This is a genomic window from Marinobacter sp. AN1 (assembly GCF_026013985.1).
GTDB lineage: Bacteria > Pseudomonadota > Gammaproteobacteria > Pseudomonadales > Oleiphilaceae > Marinobacter > Marinobacter segnicrescens.
The window spans coordinates 3,082,551-3,103,376 of the sequence record NZ_CP110342.1; the positions used below are offsets into that span (position 1 = coordinate 3,082,551).

At 51.6% G+C, this 20,826-nt stretch carries 19 protein-coding genes; 2 read left to right on the forward strand and 17 right to left on the reverse strand.

Going from position 1 to position 20,826, the window contains the following annotated elements; all coding sequences use genetic code 11:
• Positions 1-42 precede the first annotated feature (42 nt).
• The 11 genes from LJ360_RS14120 to LJ360_RS14170 form a co-directional block, all read right to left on the reverse strand.
• Complete coding sequence (locus tag LJ360_RS14120) at positions 43-1,038, reverse strand: hypothetical protein (RefSeq protein ID WP_264994358.1); 996 nt, start codon at positions 1,036-1,038, stop codon at positions 43-45.
• A complete protein-coding gene (locus LJ360_RS14125; RefSeq protein ID WP_264994360.1) occupies positions 1,020-1,988 on the reverse strand; it encodes a sulfotransferase family protein in 969 nt (322 codons plus the stop codon). The genes LJ360_RS14120 and LJ360_RS14125 overlap by 19 nt, the downstream gene beginning before the upstream one ends.
• A gap of 19 nt (positions 1,989-2,007) precedes the next feature.
• Positions 2,008-2,541, reverse strand: a complete 534-nt coding sequence (locus LJ360_RS14130) for a hypothetical protein (protein WP_264994362.1) — start codon at positions 2,539-2,541, stop codon at positions 2,008-2,010.
• 892 nt (positions 2,542-3,433) lie between these two features.
• Positions 3,434-5,176 (reverse strand): hypothetical protein, encoded by a 1,743-nt coding sequence (locus LJ360_RS14135; RefSeq protein WP_264994363.1) that lies wholly within the window; start codon positions 5,174-5,176, stop codon positions 3,434-3,436.
• 175 nt (positions 5,177-5,351) lie between these two features.
• On the reverse strand, positions 5,352-5,960 hold the full coding sequence (locus LJ360_RS14140) for a cytidylyltransferase domain-containing protein (protein WP_264994364.1): 609 nt from the start codon (positions 5,958-5,960) through the stop codon (positions 5,352-5,354).
• Positions 5,953-7,008, reverse strand: a complete 1,056-nt coding sequence (locus tag LJ360_RS14145) for a nucleotidyltransferase family protein (RefSeq protein WP_264994366.1) — start codon at positions 7,006-7,008, stop codon at positions 5,953-5,955. Before LJ360_RS14145 ends, LJ360_RS14140 begins: the two co-directional genes overlap by 8 nt.
• 3 nt (positions 7,009-7,011) lie before the next feature.
• On the reverse strand, positions 7,012-7,662 hold the full coding sequence (locus tag LJ360_RS14150) for an acetyltransferase (protein WP_264994367.1): 651 nt from the start codon (positions 7,660-7,662) through the stop codon (positions 7,012-7,014).
• Positions 7,652-8,722 (reverse strand): N-acetylneuraminate synthase, encoded by a 1,071-nt coding sequence (neuB, locus tag LJ360_RS14155; RefSeq protein WP_264994368.1) that lies wholly within the window; start codon positions 8,720-8,722, stop codon positions 7,652-7,654. Before neuB ends, LJ360_RS14150 begins: the two co-directional genes overlap by 11 nt.
• Positions 8,723-8,724: 2 nt before the next feature.
• Positions 8,725-9,408: a PIG-L deacetylase family protein gene (locus tag LJ360_RS14160; RefSeq protein WP_264994369.1), complete on the reverse strand. Its 684-nt coding sequence runs from the start codon at positions 9,406-9,408 to the stop codon at positions 8,725-8,727.
• Positions 9,401-10,579 carry a UDP-N-acetylglucosamine 2-epimerase gene (gene neuC / locus LJ360_RS14165; protein ID WP_264994370.1) on the reverse strand — a complete coding sequence of 393 codons (1,179 nt, stop codon included), beginning with the start codon at positions 10,577-10,579 and terminating at the stop codon, positions 9,401-9,403. The genes LJ360_RS14160 and neuC overlap by 8 nt, the downstream gene beginning before the upstream one ends.
• Positions 10,569-11,378, reverse strand: coding sequence for a GNAT family N-acetyltransferase (locus LJ360_RS14170; protein ID WP_264994371.1), 810 nt, complete (start codon positions 11,376-11,378; stop codon positions 10,569-10,571). Before LJ360_RS14170 ends, neuC begins: the two co-directional genes overlap by 11 nt.
• Before the next feature lie 143 nt (positions 11,379-11,521).
• On the opposite strand from LJ360_RS14170, the gene LJ360_RS14175 reads away from it, so the two are divergent.
• Positions 11,522-12,466 carry an IS5 family transposase gene (locus LJ360_RS14175; RefSeq protein WP_041657592.1) on the forward strand — a complete coding sequence of 315 codons (945 nt, stop codon included), beginning with the start codon at positions 11,522-11,524 and terminating at the stop codon, positions 12,464-12,466.
• A 118-nt stretch (positions 12,467-12,584) separates the two neighbouring features.
• On the opposite strand, the gene LJ360_RS14180 is transcribed toward LJ360_RS14175, so the two are convergent.
• From LJ360_RS14180 to LJ360_RS14200, 5 genes are all read right to left on the reverse strand, one after another.
• Positions 12,585-13,757, reverse strand: a complete 1,173-nt coding sequence (locus LJ360_RS14180) for a LegC family aminotransferase (protein ID WP_264994373.1) — start codon at positions 13,755-13,757, stop codon at positions 12,585-12,587.
• A gap of 7 nt (positions 13,758-13,764) precedes the next feature.
• Positions 13,765-14,955: a UDP-N-acetylglucosamine 4,6-dehydratase gene (locus LJ360_RS14185; protein ID WP_264994375.1), complete on the reverse strand. Its 1,191-nt coding sequence runs from the start codon at positions 14,953-14,955 to the stop codon at positions 13,765-13,767.
• Positions 14,952-16,196, reverse strand: coding sequence for a lipopolysaccharide biosynthesis protein (locus tag LJ360_RS14190; protein ID WP_264994377.1), 1,245 nt, complete (start codon positions 16,194-16,196; stop codon positions 14,952-14,954). Before LJ360_RS14190 ends, LJ360_RS14185 begins: the two co-directional genes overlap by 4 nt.
• Positions 16,197-16,257: 61 nt before the next feature.
• Positions 16,258-17,598, reverse strand: coding sequence for an MBL fold metallo-hydrolase RNA specificity domain-containing protein (locus LJ360_RS14195; protein WP_264994378.1), 1,341 nt, complete (start codon positions 17,596-17,598; stop codon positions 16,258-16,260).
• A gap of 28 nt (positions 17,599-17,626) precedes the next feature.
• The gene (locus LJ360_RS14200; protein ID WP_264994379.1) at positions 17,627-18,409 is read right to left on the reverse strand and encodes a Wzz/FepE/Etk N-terminal domain-containing protein; all 783 of its coding nucleotides are present in this window, start codon (positions 18,407-18,409) and stop codon (positions 17,627-17,629) included.
• Positions 18,410-18,741: 332 nt separating this feature from the next.
• On the opposite strand from LJ360_RS14200, the gene rfaH reads away from it, so the two are divergent.
• Positions 18,742-19,215, forward strand: coding sequence for a transcription/translation regulatory transformer protein RfaH (rfaH, locus tag LJ360_RS14205; protein ID WP_264994380.1), 474 nt, complete (start codon positions 18,742-18,744; stop codon positions 19,213-19,215).
• 26 nt (positions 19,216-19,241) lie between these two features.
• On the opposite strand, the gene LJ360_RS14210 is transcribed toward rfaH, so the two are convergent.
• Positions 19,242-20,636 (reverse strand): fibronectin type III domain-containing protein, encoded by a 1,395-nt coding sequence (locus LJ360_RS14210; RefSeq protein WP_264994381.1) that lies wholly within the window; start codon positions 20,634-20,636, stop codon positions 19,242-19,244.
• Positions 20,637-20,826: the final 190 nt, after the last annotated feature.

The window sequence follows — 20,826 nt, forward strand, 5'->3', positions numbered from 1 at the left end:
GTAATTGCCTTGATGATAAAGAATCAGAATGCTATCAAGAGGTCACAAAGGGATTTCCAGGGTTTTACCGTGACCCTTCACCGCAAATGGGGTGCAATACAGCGTATTCCCAGCGCCTTCAGACACCTGAGGAAACAGAACCTGGCCATACTGAAAATACTTCATGGATAGCCGGTCTTTCGGAAAGCATAGCAATCTGTTCCAATGCTCCCCTTCGGAAGAGTGCCAGACCTCTGCCTCCTTCCCGGTATTGACGTCACTAGGCTCAACGGCAGTCGAGAAAACCAAGTGATTTCCCACCTTGCAGCCATAGAATACCGAACCACCGACAGGGCAGAGACGTTCTACCTTAGCCCCGCCCCTGTCCATACGGTAGATATGATTGGGCTCGTCCGGTGCGTCTGAGCCGAAGTAAACATGGTCCTCAGTAAAAAGCAGCTGCACCGCCCGAACCTGTTGGGACCCACCAACCACTTTTTTCAGCGAGGAGAACTCATCGTCCGTCCGCCAGATGGCTGATTCCTCATTGGAATCCCCAGTTGTGACCCAAAACGCCTGAGCATAAGGGTCATAAAAGACCCCATGAACATGCCTGACTCCCTGGAAGCTCCAGACCGGCGTCCAAACCTTTCTCTCAACATCCAGCCCGAAAACATGCACAGCTGAACGTTCGGGATTAGAGCGGTACTCACCGTAATAGACCTGGCCTTCTGCGGCGCAAAGCGCCATAGGGCGGGAGCCTTGTAACTCTCCGAGGGAGGTAATGCCCCCCTCATCAATAAGGTAGGACGCTTTATTGGCGACGATTACGGTTTTGCCCTGAGCTTCAACAACATGATGAACGCCCAGCCGAAGCGCTCTTGCCGCAAAAGGTACCTGCATCGCCAGTTGCTGCCACCAGGAGACAGGCAGCGTATGCCACAACTCCAGCCCTGCCCCTTCCTGGAACCTTTTAAGAAGCTTCGCGCCCCGCGCTACAAGTAGCTCGTGCGGTTTAACAGCGACCACCCGCCCGGAAATCAAGTCAGTTTTTTGCATGCGCGCTTCACAGAATAGCCACGATACAGACGATAGGGCCAGTCCATCAGCATAATGGCGGAGGCCCCGACGAGAACCCAAAGCCGATCTCTGATTGACAGCGACTTCGGGCGGGGATCAAATTGATAGCCACCGATCCGGAATGCCTGCCGACAACAGAGCTCCGTGAGCACTATTTCCCTGGCAGAGAGGCCTTCTCTCCACTTTTCTTTATTATCCGAGAGCAACGGGCCAAAGGTCTCCTTCTTCCAACTAACCTCTTCTTTGGAAACCAGTTTCTTAGCCGCATCGCCAAAATCGAGCATGGCGGAATCGAATGGAAGCCCGATGTAAGCGCAAAGTTCTCTCAAAACAGGTTCAGGGTCGGCGATCAGCTCTTCATAGATAACTTCGTGATAGCGCGGCCCGAGAGCCTTAGGGCCCGAGACTACACCAAGTTTCAACTGCACACGATTAGCAAAAATGTGTTTCCAGACATGACTGGTTCTTGACCAATCTGCCTTTTTTTTTGAGAGCAAAACATCTCGAGGATCACGAATTATGTGTAATGCTGTTGTGTTGAGTGCTAGCAACGGTAAAAGAGGGATGAACTCAACCAACCTAGGGTCTTTATCACCTAGCCAACTAGCTTCTCCATCACAAAAACTATCCGCGATTCGGACAAAGATTTTTGCGACATCCGCAAATGAACCACTCTCGGCCCCATCTAGAATAACGTCAAAATCTACACCAGTGCGATTTAATAAACGATCGTTTGCAAGATCGCTTTTAACAGCTTCCAACCCGCCGGCACGATATATTTTTCTCAAACGCCCACTGGCCAAATATCTTCTAATAAACGCGGTCTCAGGAAGATAACGAACAAACTTGTTCGCGGCGAACATACTTTGCAGGAGTGACGTCCCTGACCTTCCAACACCGAGAATAAAAACGAAACGATACCTATCCATTATGAAAAATCCGCAAAAATCAAACCCTTTTAAAATTTAGTATCGGAACCTTGGATATAGAACCATAAATAAAAACAACCAGACCAAATAGCAAGACAAACGGAAGAAAACGACCGAGGGTAGATGCCAAAGCACCAATATTCAAAACAACCGCAAACCAGAATGTCGGATATGCGAAAAATCTTCCCAACACGGCGTATCTACTTAGGTCGGCTACATTATCTATTACAGCAAACCAAACGGTCGCGCCAAGTACAACAAAAAAATATGCACTGACACCGAAGAACCAGCCAAACCTAAGTAACAGGTCATGCAAGAGGAGAGTGGTGGAAGAACCCTGGCCTTCTCCATAGATAGCGGACCATAGCTCGCGCTTATAGCCCGAGTATACCTCTGGAGAAAGACCCGAGAACCCGCCTACTTCGAAAACATCAAAAGCGACAATGCCGCCAACCGCCTGAGAAACGAATATCCTTCGAAAAAAGCTCCAAACAAACTCTTCCAAACTGCGATCAGAACCAGCAGAAAAAAAGATTTTACAAGAATATACCATGCAAGCGATATAACCACTAAGAAAATGACGACCAAAGCCAACCTCGTAGTTCTGGGAGCGGCACCTTTCCTGTTCCCAAACAACATTACAAATGCAAGAATTAGCATTAAAGGCGCTTTATGCAACGATAGACTGGCTATCATCAAGGCGACCAGGATCAGCATAAGCCTTATAAAACTATTATCAGTTCTTAAAGACAGCATCAATAATAAGGCGGGAAACCAAAGCATCGCAAGGAAACTGAAAAAGAAGGCACCCTCAGCACTAGTCCTATCGTATCTTATAGAGTTTGCCTCGGCTGGAGAATCAGCTAAACTTAAAAAATCGAAGAGCAACATCTGAGAAAAATTAATTACCAGCAATCCAATAGCACACAAAGCAGCAATAAAAGAAAAAAGCAAGAGCGTGCTGTTTCCCAAAGTAAACCATCGTTCCGACAAAACTATTGGACTAACGATATGCCTACGTCGCAAATAAACGTAAAGAAAAACACTCAGCAACATCGTAAAAGACGTTACCAAGCAAAGAAGCGAGAATGACGTTAGCGCAGAATCACTAAATACACGATAGTCGCTTCCGCCAGACAAATAGTATAAAGGGGCCAAATACATCATCATAAATGGCACAACCACAGCTGGCGCATAAATACTCAAAACCATTCGAGCCTTTGACAACCAAGCTATGCTTAATATCGCTAGCATTATTGACATAAGAGTTAAAGTAACCGCCACCACCATATCAATCCTTCGCAAAACAATCTATTAATAAAACAACAGCCCCACGATGATGCGGTAAAGTGACGGCTAAAACTCACGAGCCAAACTGTCGAAGAACATCCAAGAAAATCCAAAAACGAACTAAACTAAATTATCGTCTAGAGAAACGAGCCAATCTAAGAATCAAAAAGATAGTTCACCCATTCTGAAACTGTCGTATACGGCATATTTATTGAACATAGTCTGGAGGGGGTAGAGGATTCATCATTGCACGTACCGTTAAGGCCGCTCCTCTGCAAATCGATCAGGACTTGTGGCAGATCGCCGGCTCTCACCACCAAACAGTTTTCGAGACAACCATTTTTCGCGAACGTCTCTGTTAGGGAGTAGTCAGAAGCCTCATCCAGCACCTCGATTGTGAAGATACCTTGGGACAACGACTCTTGTAGTATAGTTGAAGTTCTTGAGACCACAACATCTGCATCGCTCAACGCTAAGTCAACATCTGAGATCACAGGGAGAACGTCGATTGCCTTAAAAAAAACCTGGAACCTCTCGCTCTTAAAGAAATCACCGCTCGCCTCGTAGGCAGGATGTAGTTTAAAAGTAGCCTTGATGGCATTATTTTGACGAGCTCTTGGAATGTTATCGAACGCCTCCCGTAACAAAGGACGAAGCTGAGGCTGTGACGCGAACAACACATTAAAGCATCGATCACTATCGAGCGTTTGGTCTTTTATATCTCCAATAATATTATTTATCTTTGTGGCTGGATTTCCTACCACCCAACATTTTGGACAATATTCGTCATGTAATTCCTCGAGGAGCGTTCGGTATGCATCACCGTGAAGAAGCAGTGACTTTGGTGTAGTCACTCTAGCCGAGTAGTGCCGTAAACTATACCCTGGGTGCCGTGGCGCAATAGCGCCGTGCTGCATTCCCGCTGTGGGGATACTCATATCGTTGGCAGCAGTTATTGCTGACCTTGGAATTCTAGAATACTCTCCGGATAAAAGGACCGCATCGACCGAAGTTGCTTCCAAAAACTCCTTAAATGCCTGAACGATTAGCCTGTAAAAGGCTTTACTATCGTTTTGAAGAGGATTAACTCGATCAATTAGGCTCAAAAGGAGTGTAAGTGGATGCCTGAAAGCGTAATAAACGATTACCGCTTCTGGCGTTATGGCCCCTTCATCTCGAACATAGGCCTTCAACTTCGCGTAGCTATCACCAGAATCGTGGGGCGAGCTCATATAAATAACGTTACAATTAAGTTTTTCTAACTCTCGCCTTACCTCTCCCGTTACCGGGTTTTCATAGCGTCCATCCACTATTCGATATATATCTGAGCTACCAACGAGAACACCAATATTGTTCATGGAGGCTCTGCTAGACCTTTTAAATTTCAGGATTCTGACCAATCCGACCGAGGCTCTTACAATATGGTAGAGCGCCTTTTTACACTGTGCTTTTATTAATTTTTCTCTTTTCTGGTAAGCTGAACGTTTGTGGCTGACGCCGACCTTACGAGAAATTTCATAAGCGGATTTATTTTTCCAGCACACTAGAATTCTTTTTGGCAATGTTAGAGTAAGAGCACTCTCAAGTATCGTATTTAATACTTTCACTTCGCATTGGCTACGTACTCGATGCGGATAAGTGAATTCGGCATACCAATCTCCTAATGGCGTAGCTCGATTCTGCTCATCCGTACAGTCGTCCACAATTTTTCGATAATCGAAGTTGCTCTTAATCTTATCGACGTAATGCTTCCTCCCTTTGATCAGCCAGTTTCCAAGTACCGCAAAGCCAACGTCGCTATCTGGTTCATTATCTATCAGCTGTTCGATTTCCGATATGTGCACCTGATACGCAATTATGTCGTAGTCACTATTCTTTAGTTTCTGGTAGGGGCGCATGCTTGTAAAGGACTCAATACAATTGTGATTGGTGTCGAAGGGCCGTCGAAAATGCGAATAGATATTTTGAAATATTGATTCGATTAACAATAATAATTTATCAGACTCTCGCAGATCTTGAAATCGACAAGATCATCGATGTCGATCGAGCGGACACGACTCATTACGGCCCCTCTCAACTGGCTCGTGAACAAAGAGCCAGAATTTTCAACACATCAGCTCGACTTATATAGATCGCACCATTTAAACGATGCTCCTTTGCGTACTCCTGTGATCTCATCTCCGACAATTTGGTATTGGCAAAAACGGAGTTGCTGGCCATTGTCCCTACCCATGCAGTGGGATGATCTACCTCACAAACACTGACTACTGTATCGTGGCAACCAGTTGAGTGGAAAAGGTCCAGCGATGCGACAATATCGCTGGCATTCCGTAGCGGTGAGGTGGGCTGCAACAGGATAATGGTGTGCGGAGTAAAACCTGCACCCTCCTGTGCTTCTACCACATCAGTAAGTGCGCTTGCTGTGGCGGCAGTATCCGAGGCCAGATGATCAGGGCGCTTGTGCGCAATTATTCCTTGAGATTCATATTGCTGAGCCAGACCAAGGATTTCCCGGTCATCACTTGTCACTACAATTTTGGCGTTGAGGCGTGCCTCTAACGCTGCCTCAATCGTCCAGCAGATCAGAGGTTTTCCGGCCAGTGGTAATACATTTTTCCGAGGCAGTCTTTTGCTACCGCCCCGGGCCGGGATAACTACCAGAATATTGCCAGCGTCAGCCATTTAGTGAACCATTTGCTTCTGTATTTGCCTTGTTGAAATCGTCCATCCGGCCGATATCCAACCAATACTCATGGATCGGAAACATATTCACGGCCTCGCCTCCTTCGATCTGTTGCTCCAGCAGCGTCGGCATGTCAATTCGGGTGCCGGGTTTTACACTTTTCACCAAAGCGGGATCCAGTAGATAAATCCCTGCGTTCACAAAGAACCGATGAATGGGCTTCTCCACCATGGATTTCACTTTGGTTCCTTCACTGGTAATCACGCCGTAGGGCACCTGGTGTTCGTATTCACGTACGCACATGGTGGCTATACCACTGTGTTTTTCGTGAAAGTCCAGAAAGCTGTGCAGATTGAGGGAAGTCAACAGGTCGCCGTTCATCATGAACAGCGGTTGATTTATTTCATCATGCGGCAATAGGCCCAGAGCGCCGCCTGTGCCCAGCGGTTCGTCTTCGTGAACGTATTCAATGCTTACGCCCCACTGCTCGCCATTGCCGAAGTAGTCACGTATCACTTCCGGCATGTAATGGGTCGAGACGTAAAAACGATGAAACCCCGCTTCCACAAAGTTCAACAGGATTTGTTCCAGAATCGGCTTGTCGCCCACCTTCAGCATGGGCTTGGGGCAGTTGTTGGTCAGCGGCCGCAGGCGGGTACCGAAACCGCCAGCCATGAGGAACACCGGATTATCGTGGCGGTGCTTGTTCAGCAGATCATGAAGATTCACCAGCCCGACAACCTTCCCGTCGTCATCCACTAGCGGCAACTGAAGTACCTGGTACTGTTCCATGAGCGACAGAATCCGGCTCTCTGTCCAGCTTTCGTCTGCGGTTTTGGGGCTTGTGTTCATCACCCCGTCTACGGCTGAATCCAGCGGCAGATGCCGGAGCAATGCTCTCCGTACGTCGCCATCAGTCAGGGTGCCCAGCAGTCTTTCATCGTTGTCGACCACCAGTACAATGCGCATGGCAGCTTTATCCAGAATCTCGATGGCCTGTTCCAGGCTGATACCACTTTTCGCGAGTGCGTTACGCCATTGTTTCATTCACTACTCCATACCTTGCCCGGGTGTAACTCTGGGCGCTGGACCCATTACTCTGGCATTATCCGGCACGTTCCGCACCACAACGGCACCTGCGCCAACCACAACACCTCTGCCCAGGCTAATACCCTGAATAATAGAAGCGCCGGTACCAATATGGGCACCGTCCCCGATTTGTACTCCTCCGGAAATCGCAACACCGGGGGCAATGTGTACATCAGAGCCAATCTTGCAGTCGTGATCGATATGTGCACTGGTGTTCACGATGGTGTTCGTTCCAACGAGGCTGTCTGCCTGCACAATGGCCCCTGCCATCAACTGAGCACTAGCCATTAGCCGCACACCCGATCCTGTTATCACAGAGGGGTGTATAACTGAGAGGAAGTTGAAGCCGGCGGAGGTGAGTTTCCTGAAGATTTCCCTGCGCAATGACTGCCCCGGCATACTGCCTATGCCATTGACCAGCTCAACGTCGCCAGGCTTAAGTTTCAGGAGGTCCCGATCATCCCCCAGAACCGGTACACCACGCCAATAATCACTGCTACCCGCAAGGGAGGGATCCACAACACCGCCAACCACCAGGCCGGCGGCTTGCAAAGCGTCCAGAACAACTTTTGCGTGGCCGCCCGCGCCTACGAGTATGATCTTAGCGCTCAATCGTGTCTCCAACGCTGTAATCGCGGGTGGCTGTGGTGCCGATCAGATCCCAGATGTAGGCGGGAGATTCACCCATGCCGGCCCGGGCTGTGCCAAGGTGAGCCGATGTAATTTTTTCACCTGCGATTATCGATGAAGTAGCAATGATCTGTTGACGGGCGGCCGTGCGGGAATCCCATTCGCTGATCTGGGGCCGTTTTCTGGCATCTCCGAGGGCGGTCTCCACAGAGCGAATCTCTTCCACCATTTGAGAGAGCTCGTCCGGCTCCAGTGATGCCTTGTGATCCGGGCCGGGAAGCCTACTGTCCAGCGTGAAATGCTTCTCTATAATCTGGGCGCCCCTGGCCACAGCGGCTACCGGAATGAGCACACCCTGAGTGTGATCGGAGTAGCCAACAGGTAAACCAAAGCTCGAACGGAGCGTGTCCATTGCGCGGAGATTCACCTCTTCCATTGGAGTCGGATATTGCGAGGTGCAGTGCAGCAATGAGACATTCTCCGCAATAGCAGCCCCTGCCTGAGATGTAGACCAATGCTGCCAGACTTCGGCCAGGGAAGCCGGTGATTCCGTTTTCAGATAGCCCCAGGCAAGAATGGCGAGAGCCTGCTCGACTTCACCCAGGGTTGCCATACCCGTCGACAGAATGACTTTCTTCCCGGTTCTTGCAAAAGCCAGCAACAGCGGGCCATTGGTGATTTCACCCGATGGGATCTTGTAATAAGGCAGGTTGAGGGACTCGAGAAAAGCTAGACTGTCCAGGTCAAACGCAGTGGAGATAAATTGTATACCTTGCCCACTGGCATGCGCCTGAAGTTCTTTATGCCACTCGACTGGCAGCTCCAGCCGCTTCAGCATTTCCAGTTGTGACTGGGACGCATCGGTTGTCCTATTCTGATAGGCTGCCTTCGGAGCCGTCATAGCCGCCAGACGTTCAGCATTGAACGTCTGGAATTTAACCGCGTCTGCGCCAGCTTTTGCAGCCACGTCTATCAGGGCAAACGCCTTATCTCTTTCGCCGTTATGGTTTACACCGGCTTCAGCAATAATCAGTACCGACATGGTCAGCGTATTTCCTTGAGAGTCATGAATGCTTCCGCCGCATTGCAATTGGCCTGAGCGCCCCGCAGCGTGGCCAGCGCCCGCAGGCATTCCTCGCTGCGAGGGAACGGGAACTCCCCCATTTCGCCGTCGAACTTAGACATTATTGAGATTTTCCTGTCCAGATACCCGGTAATGTCTTCGTAGAGGTTGGGTCGAAATCCGGGGTCATCGGGCCGCAGGCCGAAGTCTGTTTCCGAAAGGGTTTCATAGGCGTATATCGCCTTCACAAATGGAGAGCGGAACGTCTTTGCCGCGGAAACTGCCGCATCAAATACCGCTGCATGATCGCTGTGAACATCGTTCCTGTATGGAACGTAGAGGCTATCTGGCTCTACACACCGGATTACCTTTCCGATAGCCCCGATAAGTTCACCCTTTCCCAGGGTGTCGAGCCCAGCAGCGGGCAAAAAGCATTGGTGCACGCCATCAAAGCCATACGCATCCCTGACAGACTCGATTTCTCTTGCACGAACAGCCACTCTATCCTGCGGGAAGCCAGCCACACCATCGATGGTTGTAACGATCAACCAATGGACCGATACACCCATGGCCTTCAGTTTAAGGATAGTACCACCGCAGCCCAAGGTTTCATCGTCTGGGTGAGGGGCAATGACTAACGCCGATTGGAGCTTTAGGTTAGGCATTTTCAAGCGGATCCTCTGGTTTCAACGCAAACGCCTTACTGTTAACTTGTTCGATCAGATCTGCTGCCTTTTTTACGCTTTTTCCATCGCCATAGGGGTTCGTCAGGGAGGATAGTTTTGCCTGGAATGGTTCCGACTCCACTTCTTTCAGGGCTTCTGCTATTGCTTGCTCTGAACCCTCGCAAAACACCACACTATCTGCAGCAAGCCTTCCTTTCTGCCTTTCACCCACGTTTATTGTTGCGATCGGTATAGAAGGGGCTTCCAGAAGACCAGCTGATGAGTTACCAATTATAAGATTGGCGGCCCGAAGAAGGTTAACGAATAGAGAACGAGACAGATTCTGATAGGTTGAGAAATGAGGGGATTCGCCAAGCGTCGTAAGCGCTCTCCGGATGGCATAATTGCCCGGATCACTATTCGGCATGCTCGCTAAAACATGATACCCATTCCGAGTAAGCACGTTGGCGATGCTCTCAAGGTAGCCTGGAGCTTTGTCTCGCTCTGCCGCGACAGGGTGAAATATAAGAACTGCAAGTTTGGCATGTTCAGGAAGATGCTTGCATTCCAGTAGATCCAGTAACTGTCTTTTGGGAATTTGAGGTTCATGAACAAACTTGTCCAGCGCTACACTACCGATCACTTTGATCCTTTCGTCTTGCTCCCCTATCGACCATAGGCGTTTGCGGTGTTGTTCGGTGCTTACGAAATGCAGTGAGGCCAATTTGGAGGCTGCATGCCTCACCGGATTATCGACGTGACCGTCCTGTGCGTGATCACCAGCAAAGAAATGAATCGAAGGGATACTGAGAAATGCACTGACCATCGCGTAGATCAACACGTCTTCACGATCCCCCGCAAAGATCACCAAGTCCGGCTTCTCGTTGCTCAAAATATCAACACAAGCAGAGTGAAGAATCGCCGCAGACTTTATTCGAGCCACTTCACTATCAGCAGCCAAGAGATTTTCCACGCGATAACCGATATTTAATCCATCACTCTCGATCTGCTGAACTGTATTTCCATAGGATTCCACCAAGTGAGCACCGGATACCACCAGCCGTAAATCATGATTCCGCTCGTGAAACAGCTCCTTATACAATCCGCTCATCAGGTCATATTCTGACCTGATCGAGGTGAACGCAATAATTTTCAGCTTTTTAGAAGACATCAGACATACACATCTGTCGGCGGACATGCTCCGGGGAGAAATCTTTATTCAGACCAATACCACCAAACTGATACTCAAAAGATACGACTTCCATATTCTTCACTACATCTCTTGGAACTAAGATATTATATAATGGACTTTCCGGAAGCTCACGAAGACACTCGACATCTTCATAGTACATCACATCTACTTGGTCACCGAATGTTTTGTAGGCAACCCCATTTGTCCACTTATAGTCTGCTCCTGGCTTTGAAAGCCTCCAGGTACGGACAGACTCCTCAGAGAGGTTAGCAGTAAGTGTTCTTGGCATTTCATCCATATGGCTTTTAATTGACTCGGCCACCTCTAGTAGCTGCTTCCGGTTAACCGATACGACATAATCCGCATCCAATACTGTCCAGTCCAACCTTTTCCTGAAACCCGGGGCAGACATTTCATTTGGAAATCCCATCACCCAATCCGCACCGCGGTCTCTTAGTTCCTGATATGTTGCAGTTGCCAGCTTCGTGAATAGCCCGTATTTCCTATGGCTGGACGCCACCATCGTGGTCATGGAAAGGAAAGCGCTATATTCATTTCGAGCGTTGTCCTCTAGGGGATACGGGATTGCTGCGTAATGGCCCACTACACCTTCATCAAGACAAAGCGATACAGAAGGGTCTCCGAATGGGTTATCTATATACGCCCACCTCCACAAGTCTTCGGATAGCTCTTCATCGAACACCTGCGAAAAAAGCTTAAGAATATCGCTTTTATACTTTAGCAATTCACCTTTGTCTTTGATTGTTCTAATATCCATAAATTACCTCCCAAAGGTACATTTTTACGTATCGAAATCATAAGATAACTACAGGAGGTTATCCTTCCCTAAGGAGACTCTGAATAAGTCTCAAAATCAGCGATAATATGGCCATCGCCAACCGCATAGGATTCGTTGCCACCATGGATCAGATCACTTTCTCCGAAGCTGAGTACCAGACCAAGAAGCGCAAGACGCGTCGCGAGATCTTTCTGGAACGGATGGACAAGCTGATTCCGTGGAAGCAGTTGGAGAAGAAGGTAGCCCGTTATTACCCCAAGGGTCAGAACGGTCGGCCTCCGTATCCGCTGCCTGCCATGCTTCGAGTTCACTGCATGCAGTTGTTCTATAACCTGAGCGACCCGGCGATGGAAGATGCTCTGTACGAGATTGAGTCCATGCGGCACTTCGCCGGTTTGAAGCTGGACCGCTTGCCGGACGAGACCACTATTCTCAACTTCCGGCATTTCCTGGAGCAACACGGTCTTGGCAAGGCACTGTTTAAAGAGGTGAACAAACACCTGGAGAAAAACGGCCTGATGCTGCGTGAAGGCAGCATCGTCGATGCCACCATTATTTCTGCGCCCAGCTCCACCAAGAACAGCACCGGCAAGCGCGATCCTGAAATGCACCAGACCAGGAAGGGCAACGAATGGCATTTTGGCATGAAGATGCACATTGGCGTCGACGACACGCTGGGCCTGATTCATAGCATCGATACCACCGCAGCCAACGTGCACGACATCGTGCCCACCGACAAGCTGCTGCACGGTGAAGAGCAACGGGTCTTCGGCGATGCCGGGTACCTTGGCATTCAGAAGCGGGATGAGCATAAGCACCGTGAAAACGTCTCCTGGTTCATTGCCAAACGGCCTGGCACCCGGAAGAAGCTGGATGCTGACAAGCTGAAAGCCGAGAAAATCAAAGCCAGTGTTCGTGCCAAAGTGGAGCATCCCTTCCGGTACATTAAACAGGTCTTCGGTTATAGCAAGGTCCGCTATCGCGGTCTAGCCAAGAACAACAACCGGCTGCATTTGCTGGCCGCGTTCAGCAACCTGCTGATTGGTGAAAAATACATGCTGGCGTAGGGCCAGTGCGCCTGTTTTTCGCCAAAATGGCGGGAAACGGGCAAGAAACACACAACTAACGGGAAAATAGTGTCTGAATCTTCGATTTTTTGCCGGTTAAACCCAAGATCGGCAAATATCAGCAGTTATTCAGACCTTCCCTAACACTAGCTGGCACACAAACGCTACTCGGCAAATTGACCACTCGCGCTTCCAGCCATTCCGCATTACTCAGATTACCACGGCGACAACTCTGATACATGGCCAGATGGTTCATCAATGCCCAGATTGGCCGCGTCATAACCCCTTGCTTGTTAGTGGTTTTAAGTAGTTCATTTCTCTGCAACTTATCCTCACAGATAACGGCATTCAACCAGTAATTCGAGCGACAGCCTTCAGGTTCCTTCACGAACTCCAGTTTGGTACCTGAGAAGAGGTCTTCGTAGGCCGCAGCTAAGGCGCGCTTATTTTCGATGAAGGTTTCTAGCTGCTCCAACTGGGCGCATCCCAAGGCTGCGTTCAGATTCGGTAACCGGTAGTTGTAACCCAGCTCATCGTGAATGTACTCGTATGTATGAGGCTTTTTGGCGGTGGTAGTCAGGTGCTTGGCGCGACTGGCCAAAGCCTCGTCAGTCAGGATCATCCCCCCACCTCCGGTGGTCATGATCTTGTTGCCATTAAAACTGAGCGTACCCAACGTGCCGAAGGTACCCGTATGTTTTCCCTTGTAGAAGCTGCCCAGAGACTCGGCGGCATCTTCTATCAGCGCGATATTCCACCGACGGGTCACCGATATCAGGCCATCCAGATCCGCGGGATGCCCGAAGGTGTGCATCGGCACACAGGCCCGAACTACCTTGTTATCGGTGCGGGTACGACACACGCCTTCTGAATCCAGACTTGTGTTTTCTGTCAACCAGGCTTCCAGGGCGTTGGCAGACAACCCCAGCGTATTCCGGTCTACATCAACAAATACGGGCTCGGCGTTGCAATAGGCAATCGCGTTACAGGTAGCGACAAACGTAAGCGGCTGTGTGATAACCAGATCCCCTGACTCCACACCTGCAAGTTTTAGCGCAATGTGTAAGGCTGCCGTTCCGTTTACTGTGGCCACAGCCTTGGGAGAGCCAGTATAGCCAGCCATATCCTGCTCGAACCGGTCCACATAGGCACCGACGCTTGAGACAAAGGTGGACTCGATGGTATCGGCGACGTACTCCTTTTCACGACCAGGAAATACCGGAGCGTGGAGCGGGATAAAGTCTTTGGTGTCAAAATGGTCTCTGACAAACTGGATCAGTTGGTCACTCAAAGCTGCCTCACATTTTACTGTCGAGATATTTTCCGGTTTCTTTATGCCCGAAATCCGGAATCATGCGGTAGAACAGGCTCACAAGGTCCTGCTTGCTCCAGGCAAGATCGCGCTTCATTGCCGCAATCCGCTCTTCAAACTCGGCCAGCAATTGCTCGTCGAATACGGCCTCATTCTTGATAATGCCGAGATTCTCAAAGCGGGCCATGTCCAGCGTTTCCTGTTCAGTGAAGAATTCTTCAAAATCTTTCTCGCCAGTGGTATCGCTGCTGGTGAAAAGGCACGGCCATTTGCCGTGTTCCGGGAGGGTTTTCGCGAGATCCCTGGCTTCGTCCTCATCTGTACACAGGACCGGTTCATAGCCCTTCTCTGCAAGGTACTTCACGGCAATGTCGGCAAAGGAGATCAGGTGCAGTTCTTCGCTGAGTTTCGGAAAGAAGATGTCCCGGTTGTCTCCGAAGATGCAAGACATCAGGCACAGCTCGCCGGATTCTTTCGGGGTAACGAAGTACCGACGAACGTCATTCGGCGCCACAATCGGCTGGCGTTTTTCCAGGCGTTGATTGAAGCCATGCAACAGGGAACCATCCGAGAAGGCAACGTTTGCAAAACGGGCCGTGGAGATGTCCATTTGAAGGCTTCGACGCATCAGGAACATTTCCATGATGCGCTTGGACGCCCCCATCATGTTCACCGGGTTTGCGGCCTTGTCAGTGGACACACAGAAGTATTTTTTGGCGCCTGCTTCGATCGCTTGTTGCAGCGTCTTGTCTGTATTGAAGACGTTAACATCCACCATGCGCATGAGCGTGTAGGGGTCTTTTTCGCTGCGCACGTGCTTGAGCGCGGAGAGGTTGAGAATGTAATCGTAGCCGCCACCGGACTTGAAGAACGCATCGTACTCAACCGAACCAATGTCCAGCGCGAAGGTGCGGAAATCACCGGGGATATAGCCGAAACTGCTGCGGACGTCGCGGACCAGTTCTACCAGGTTGTTTTCACTGATATCCACCACGTGAAGTTTGGCCGGGTTGCGCTTGAAGATTTCTTTGGTGACTGCCTGGCCGATAGAGCCAGCTCCTCCCAGGACCAGAAACCGGCAGTTACTGACAATCGCTGAGAATTCAGCTTCGCTTCGTTGAATGTCGGCCGTGAAAAGTTCTTTTTCTCTGCCGATGAGAGATAAAGTTGAGTTCATACTTTGGTCCGGGGAAAGAGTGAATTCATTTCAAACCAGGGCATGGGGTGCCGCTTTTGAGCCACTACCCATGTAAATATAAATCTCAGTGCCATGGCTATACAAAAGGCGTAGGCCGCCCCTTCAAGGCCAAACTGCTTTATGAGTAACAATAGGAGCACAACGTTTAGCAAACCAGAAACTATCGTGACTAATGAAAGCAAACCCGTCCGCTTGGAGAAAAAAATGTAGTTTGTCACCATCAAATACATACCACCGAAGACTCGACCAAGGACTACCCACCCGATGATCTCTCCTGCCCTATCGTATTGTTCCCCCGCGACGAACGTAACCAGCGAAGGGCCTACCAGAAATGAGAGGCCCGCTCCGCACAAGATCAGTACGTACCAGCCATACGTATAGCGAACAATCTGTCGTTTTTCGGCGTCATCATCGCGCTTGAGTCGCTCGAATAACCATGGCACATACGCCTTGTTGATGGAATCAAACACCAAAGCCACGGCGGCCCCGAACTGTACGGCGACCATATACACGCCGGTTTGTGCGAGCCCCAGCTCTGAATTGATGACGAACCGATCAACCGAAACCAGTAAAAAAGCACCGCCAACATGGGGGATCAAAGGCACACCGAACCTGAGAGCTTCACTGGTATATTGCGGCCGCCAGACGTTTAGTTTGAGTAAGCCGTCTCTGTTCAAGAGTATGATGCCCAGAAGCGCGAAAAGCCCCATGGCCCAGACCTGGGCTGATATTCGTCCACCAACCCCCTGAGAAAAAGCAATAACCAGAGCCAGAGACAGCAACAGATCCAGCAGACTCTGCGATACCTGCATGATGCCGTATTTTTTGGCCTGCTTCCGGACCTGCCACTGCCCGAGGCGAATCAGAAAAATCATCTTCGACGCGGTCACCAGGACGGCCAGCAAGATCCATTCGGGCGTCAGGCCCAACCACTCTGAAAAATATCCGCCGAGCAACCCAAGTACAGCCAGCGTGCTCGCGGTAGTTACAAGGAGGATCTGGAGGCATGCGCCTATAAATTCCTTGAGCTCGTGTTCGCCAAGATGTCCATCGTAAAATTTTCGGCCGGCGGCCCCGTTCAGGCTTAACCCCACGAACGCCATTAGTGCGCCAAACAGAGTCTGGAACATCGCCACCTGACCGTACTCTTCCTGAGTCAGGTAACGAGTGAGTATGGGAAGCAGAACGAAGGGTACCAATGCGTTGAGGATGTTGGACAACAGGTAAACCCCTGTGCCCGTCAGCAAGGTATTATTTTTGAGCTTCCTTAACACTTAGACCTCATGCTTGAACGAGCGAAACCCCATGTGCTTCCAAACCCCTCATGAGAGCCTGCTTGGCGAGTTCTTCTCCATGCACTAACCGGATATCCGCGGGCCTTTTCTTCATGCCCTTCACGAAATGTATCAAGCCATCCTGATCCGCATGGGCCGAATACCCCCCAACGGTCTCGACGCCGGCACGAATGGTATACCGCTCACCATCCAGCACCACATAGCCGTTTTGCGGACCGTAGCGTTGCAAATCCCGCCCCGGCGTGCCCTCGGCCTGGTAGCCCACAAACAGCACATCGTGCCGCTTGTCACCAAGCATAGCCTTGAGGTAGTTGACAATGCGCCCGGCATTGCACATGCCACTGCCGGCGATGACGATGGCGGGTCTGGCGCTTCGGGTCAGGTGATGGACCATTTTCAGGTGTTCGTGGTGACCTTCCACGGTCAGCAGATTGTCGAAGGCCAGGGGCTTACGGCCCTGTTGCAGCCGGACGTGGGCTTCCTCGTCCCAGTAGGCTTGCAGTTCCCGGTAGACGGCGGTGAATTTTGCCGCCAGGGGCGAGTCCAGGATGACGGGAAGTTCGCCGTCGATCATTTCCTCAAACTCGTACAACAACTCCTGGGTGCGACCGATACTGAAGGCAGGTATCAGTACGGTGCCCTGGTTTTGCAGTGCCCGGTCGATGGCGTCTTTCAGGCGATGCTTCCGGTCTGCCCGGCTTTCGTGGTTGCGATCGCCGTAGGTGCTCTCCAGAACCAGGGTGTCTGCCCACTCCGGTGACTGCGGCGCCGGCAACAGCGGAGTGTGGCTGGCGCCCAGATCACCGCTGAACACGATGCGGGTGTCGTTATGGTCCACTTCCACATAGGCGGAGCCCAGTATGTGCCCTGCCCGCTGTAGACGGATAGCTACCCGGTGTTGCGGGGTGTCCACCACTGTGTGCCACTGATTATACGGCAGGGGCAACAGGCGCTTTTCAATGGTGTTCAGGTAGCGTTCTACCAGATGTCGTTCGCGACTGATCCCCAGCTTGAACGCGTCTTCCAGTACCAGGGGCAGTAACTTCGCTGAAGGCCGGGAACAGATAATCGGCCCGGTAAAACCCGCTGCCAGCAGCCAGGGTATGCGGCCGACGTGGTCAATATGGACGTGGGTGGCAACCAGCGCCCTGACGGTGCTGATGTCAAAGTCGATGTCCTGGCTTTGTCGGCTATTGCCGGCCTCCTGCCCCTGGAAGAGGCCGCAATCCACCAGCAGGCCGTGGTGGTTATCAATGTGCAGCTGGTGGCAGGAGCCGGTGACGCCGGTTTTGGCGCCGTGGTGTTCTATACTCGGTTTTATTGGCATTTTCCTTTGCCCTTTTGGTGAGGTCCGCTCAGGTATTGTTCACTGCCATGGCCTTGCGTACGTGGCTGATGAATTCTGCCATGAAGGCCGCAAAAATGCCGAGGATGCCGCCCAGGACGATGGCCAAGGCCAGAATAAGCACTTTTGATGTTCCCTTGTTATCCAGCCCCTCACGGGCAACCACAAGTGTTTCTGCTGGCTCGAGCTTCTCAATCCTTATCCTGGTCGACTCAATTTCAGACAACTTAGCGGCACGCTGCTGAATCAACTGGGCCTGGGCCTCTCCGGTCGCTTCAATTTCAGAAAGCTCCTCAAGATATTCCGTTGTTGAGGCAATTCGCTGTTCCAGTTCCTTTTTTTGCCGGTTAAGCAGTTCGCCCTGACGTTCGTTGATGCTGTCTACCAACGTCTGGTGATAGGTTTTCACTTCACCTGACAGCTCTGGCGATGCGTCGGACGTAAGCTTGATCAGATTGGTTTCTTCGGGGTTAGTTGACCTGATCTCGAACGGAAGTTTCTCGTTGTTTTGCGCCCGATATTCACCTTGTAGCCTGGGGTACCAACGACTCTCAATATTGGCGATCACCGAAGCCGGCGATTCCAGCGGCTTGTTATTGTCCTCGGCCAACTGCACCAGCGTGGAATATTCCCGCACCTCACCGACCATGAAGAACGCATAAAGCAGGGCCAACAGAAGCGTGCCAACAAAAACCACGTAAAACACACGGCGGCGGCGGATGAAGGTAGTCGCGAGGTCAACCAGGCTGATTTCGTCGTCGTATCGCTGAGGGTATTGGTCTGTCTGATTCATCCGCTATCCTGCAATGGCTCGTTTTCCACGCTACCGCCCCACCGACCCGTTCACAGTGCATTCTGGCAATAGCATTGATTGTAATTTCTGCAGGGCCAAAGGGGCCCCGAAAAATGTGATGCAATTCTACTTCATCAAACGTTTACGGCAAGGGCACTTTGGTCCAAACACGGACTTTCTGTGTGTCTTTTGGTTAACCGTTGTTAAACATTCGGGAATGCATTTGTTTTTATTGGCTTTGTGCGTACCCTCTGCGCCTTTTCGAGGGTCCGGTTGTTCACGGCAGGCCCTCCTCTGGCTATGCTGACGCTAAACGCGCAAGGAACGTTCCCATGCCCTGGTACGCCATCCAACACAAACCCGCCCAGGGGGATCGGGCGCTGGAAAACCTGCAGAACCAGGACGCCCGCTGCTTTTACCCCAAGGTCACGGTGGAGCGCATCCGCGCCGGCAAGCGCACTACCCGGCTGGAGCCGCTGTTTCCCGGTTACCTGTTTATCAATATAGATCCGTCGGACCCGCTATGGGGCAAGCTACGCTCTACCCGTGGCGTGCTGCGGGTGGTGGGCTTTGGCGGTAAGCCGGTGCCGGTGCCGGATGAGGTGATCGAGTACATCCATGGTGGTCTGACAGCGGTTGAGGAACAGGGAGGTTTAAAGAAAGGCGAGAAGGTAGAGATCCAGGAAGGTCCGTTCCGGGGCGTGGAGGGGATTTTCCAGGCCTACGATGGTGAGGAGCGGGCCATTGTGCTGATTTCGTTTATGCAGAAGCAGCAGGTGGTCAAGGTCCGGCTGGGAGATCTATAAAGCCGGGGTGGTCAGCCCCGGCAGGATTACCGTGTTATGACCTTGCTGGCCACATCTGACCAGGCACTCTCCAGCCCATTCTGGTCCACGGTACGCATGGCGAAGTACCAGGTACCCTCCTCAAGGCCAGTGACTTCGGTTTCCATCGCCTGCCCGTCCTCAACAATGACTTCGCTGGTCATGGCCTCCACATCCGGCTGGGTGCCGTAGCGGACAATGTACTGACCGATCTCACCCATGGCCAACCCCGTTCCGTCTGCCCGGGTCTGCGGCGCCTGCCAGGTAAGTGTGGCCGTCAGCGTGGTTGGTGTGGTTTCCTGTTCAGGGGTCGTCTCTACACTCTCTTCAGGCTGCGGGGCCGGAGCCGGGGATTGCACCACGTCCTGTTCCGGCGCTGGTGCCCGCTCAGATTCATCCGTTGTTGCACCGTCATCCGTGTCGACAATCGGGTCACTGTCCGGCTGTGCGCCACTGTCGTCGGCAATGTCCACGCCACTGATCAGCCGATCACCAGCTGACGCCAGGACCGCTTTGGCGGACGACGTTTCGTCTTCGGCGAGGGTATCGGCCTGGAGGGCTGCATATAGCTGGATGAGATCACTTCCCAGCTGCCCTTCAGCCCCATCATCACTGATAGTCCCGGTGGCTAGGAGTTGGCTCCGGAAAGCGTCGATAACTCCTTGCACGCCGTCCACGGGAAATTCCTCGGCCAGGCCCAGGAAGGCTGAGTTTACCAGTGCCGCTTCCAGCTCTGCCTGGTCAATATCCGCCGGCAGGGCGCTGGTGATATCCACCGGGGTCAGTCCAACCGCGCCCGGCTGCAGGCCGAACCAGCCCTCTACCTTGCGCTGGGCCTGCAGGAAGCCCTGCCATCCGGTGTTTGCGCCGGTTGATTCAAACAGGCTGGTGCTCAGGGTGGTGAGCGGGGTCAGGTGCCCCCCGGGCTGCTCCTGGTCAACACCAACGGACACCATGGTTTCCAGTTGCAGGTTGGGACCGGGCCAGAAGTCTTCCCCGAATGCGGCAGTGGCCGATCCGCCGTAACCCTGACAGCCGTACACGGCATCGCAGCGCATGCGGGTGTTGCCATCACTGCTGAGTTCCAGCTTGATGAGATCGGCGCTGGTGGAAAGATCCAGGTCGTAGAAGCCTGTCTTGCCAGTACGAACCGACTCCCCCAGACGGACCAGGGATCCACCATCTTCGACGCCCCAGGCGGTAATGATGCCGTTTGAAATAACGCCCTTTACGGCGTACCCGGAAATATTGACGGCCCTCTCGTCACTCGCGGTATCAGCAGTATTGGCTGATCCGGAAGGCGAGGCGGCCGTGTCACTACCGCCACCACCTCCACCACAGGCAGAGAGCAGCACCGATAAGCTGGCAGCGAGCAAGAGTCTGGGAAAACAGGCGACAACCATGAAGCACCTCCGGAGGGAAATTCAGGGTTCCATCCTAGAGGGTCAGCGTCAGCAAAACTGTTAGCCGGTTGTTGTTTGTGGCAGGCGTTTCTGACGGTTTTTTGGCAACGTAACGGACTGTAACTAACTGAAAAATATAGCAACTGGACGTAACGCTTGCACTCAACCTTATATGTCGCTTTACTAGTCG

What these genes read in the sequence shown, in the direction of transcription:
- LJ360_RS14120 (WP_264994358.1), bottom strand. Translation starts at nt 1,038, where the DNA reads ATGCAAAAAACTGACTTGATTTCCGGGCGGGTGGTCGCTGTTAAACCG.
- LJ360_RS14125 (WP_264994360.1), bottom strand. Translation starts at nt 1,988, where the DNA reads ATGGATAGGTATCGTTTCGTTTTTATTCTCGGTGTTGGAAGGTCAGGG.
- LJ360_RS14130 (WP_264994362.1), bottom strand. Translation starts at nt 2,541, where the DNA reads ATGGTATATTCTTGTAAAATCTTTTTTTCTGCTGGTTCTGATCGCAGT.
- LJ360_RS14135 (WP_264994363.1), bottom strand. Translation starts at nt 5,176, where the DNA reads ATGCGCCCCTACCAGAAACTAAAGAATAGTGACTACGACATAATTGCG.
- LJ360_RS14140 (WP_264994364.1), bottom strand. Translation starts at nt 5,960, where the DNA reads ATGGCTGACGCTGGCAATATTCTGGTAGTTATCCCGGCCCGGGGCGGT.
- LJ360_RS14145 (WP_264994366.1), bottom strand. Translation starts at nt 7,008, where the DNA reads ATGAAACAATGGCGTAACGCACTCGCGAAAAGTGGTATCAGCCTGGAA.
- neuB (WP_264994368.1), bottom strand. Translation starts at nt 8,722, where the DNA reads ATGTCGGTACTGATTATTGCTGAAGCCGGTGTAAACCATAACGGCGAA.
- LJ360_RS14160 (WP_264994369.1), bottom strand. Translation starts at nt 9,408, where the DNA reads ATGCCTAACCTAAAGCTCCAATCGGCGTTAGTCATTGCCCCTCACCCA.
- neuC (WP_264994370.1), bottom strand. Translation starts at nt 10,579, where the DNA reads ATGTCTTCTAAAAAGCTGAAAATTATTGCGTTCACCTCGATCAGGTCA.
- LJ360_RS14170 (WP_264994371.1), bottom strand. Translation starts at nt 11,378, where the DNA reads ATGGATATTAGAACAATCAAAGACAAAGGTGAATTGCTAAAGTATAAA.
- LJ360_RS14175 (WP_041657592.1), top strand. Translation starts at nt 11,522, where the DNA reads ATGGATCAGATCACTTTCTCCGAAGCTGAGTACCAGACCAAGAAGCGC.
- LJ360_RS14185 (WP_264994375.1), bottom strand. Translation starts at nt 14,955, where the DNA reads ATGAACTCAACTTTATCTCTCATCGGCAGAGAAAAAGAACTTTTCACG.
- LJ360_RS14195 (WP_264994378.1), bottom strand. Translation starts at nt 17,598, where the DNA reads ATGCCAATAAAACCGAGTATAGAACACCACGGCGCCAAAACCGGCGTC.
- LJ360_RS14200 (WP_264994379.1), bottom strand. Translation starts at nt 18,409, where the DNA reads ATGAATCAGACAGACCAATACCCTCAGCGATACGACGACGAAATCAGC.
- rfaH (WP_264994380.1), top strand. Translation starts at nt 18,742, where the DNA reads ATGCCCTGGTACGCCATCCAACACAAACCCGCCCAGGGGGATCGGGCG.
- LJ360_RS14210 (WP_264994381.1), bottom strand. Translation starts at nt 20,636, where the DNA reads ATGGTTGTCGCCTGTTTTCCCAGACTCTTGCTCGCTGCCAGCTTATCG.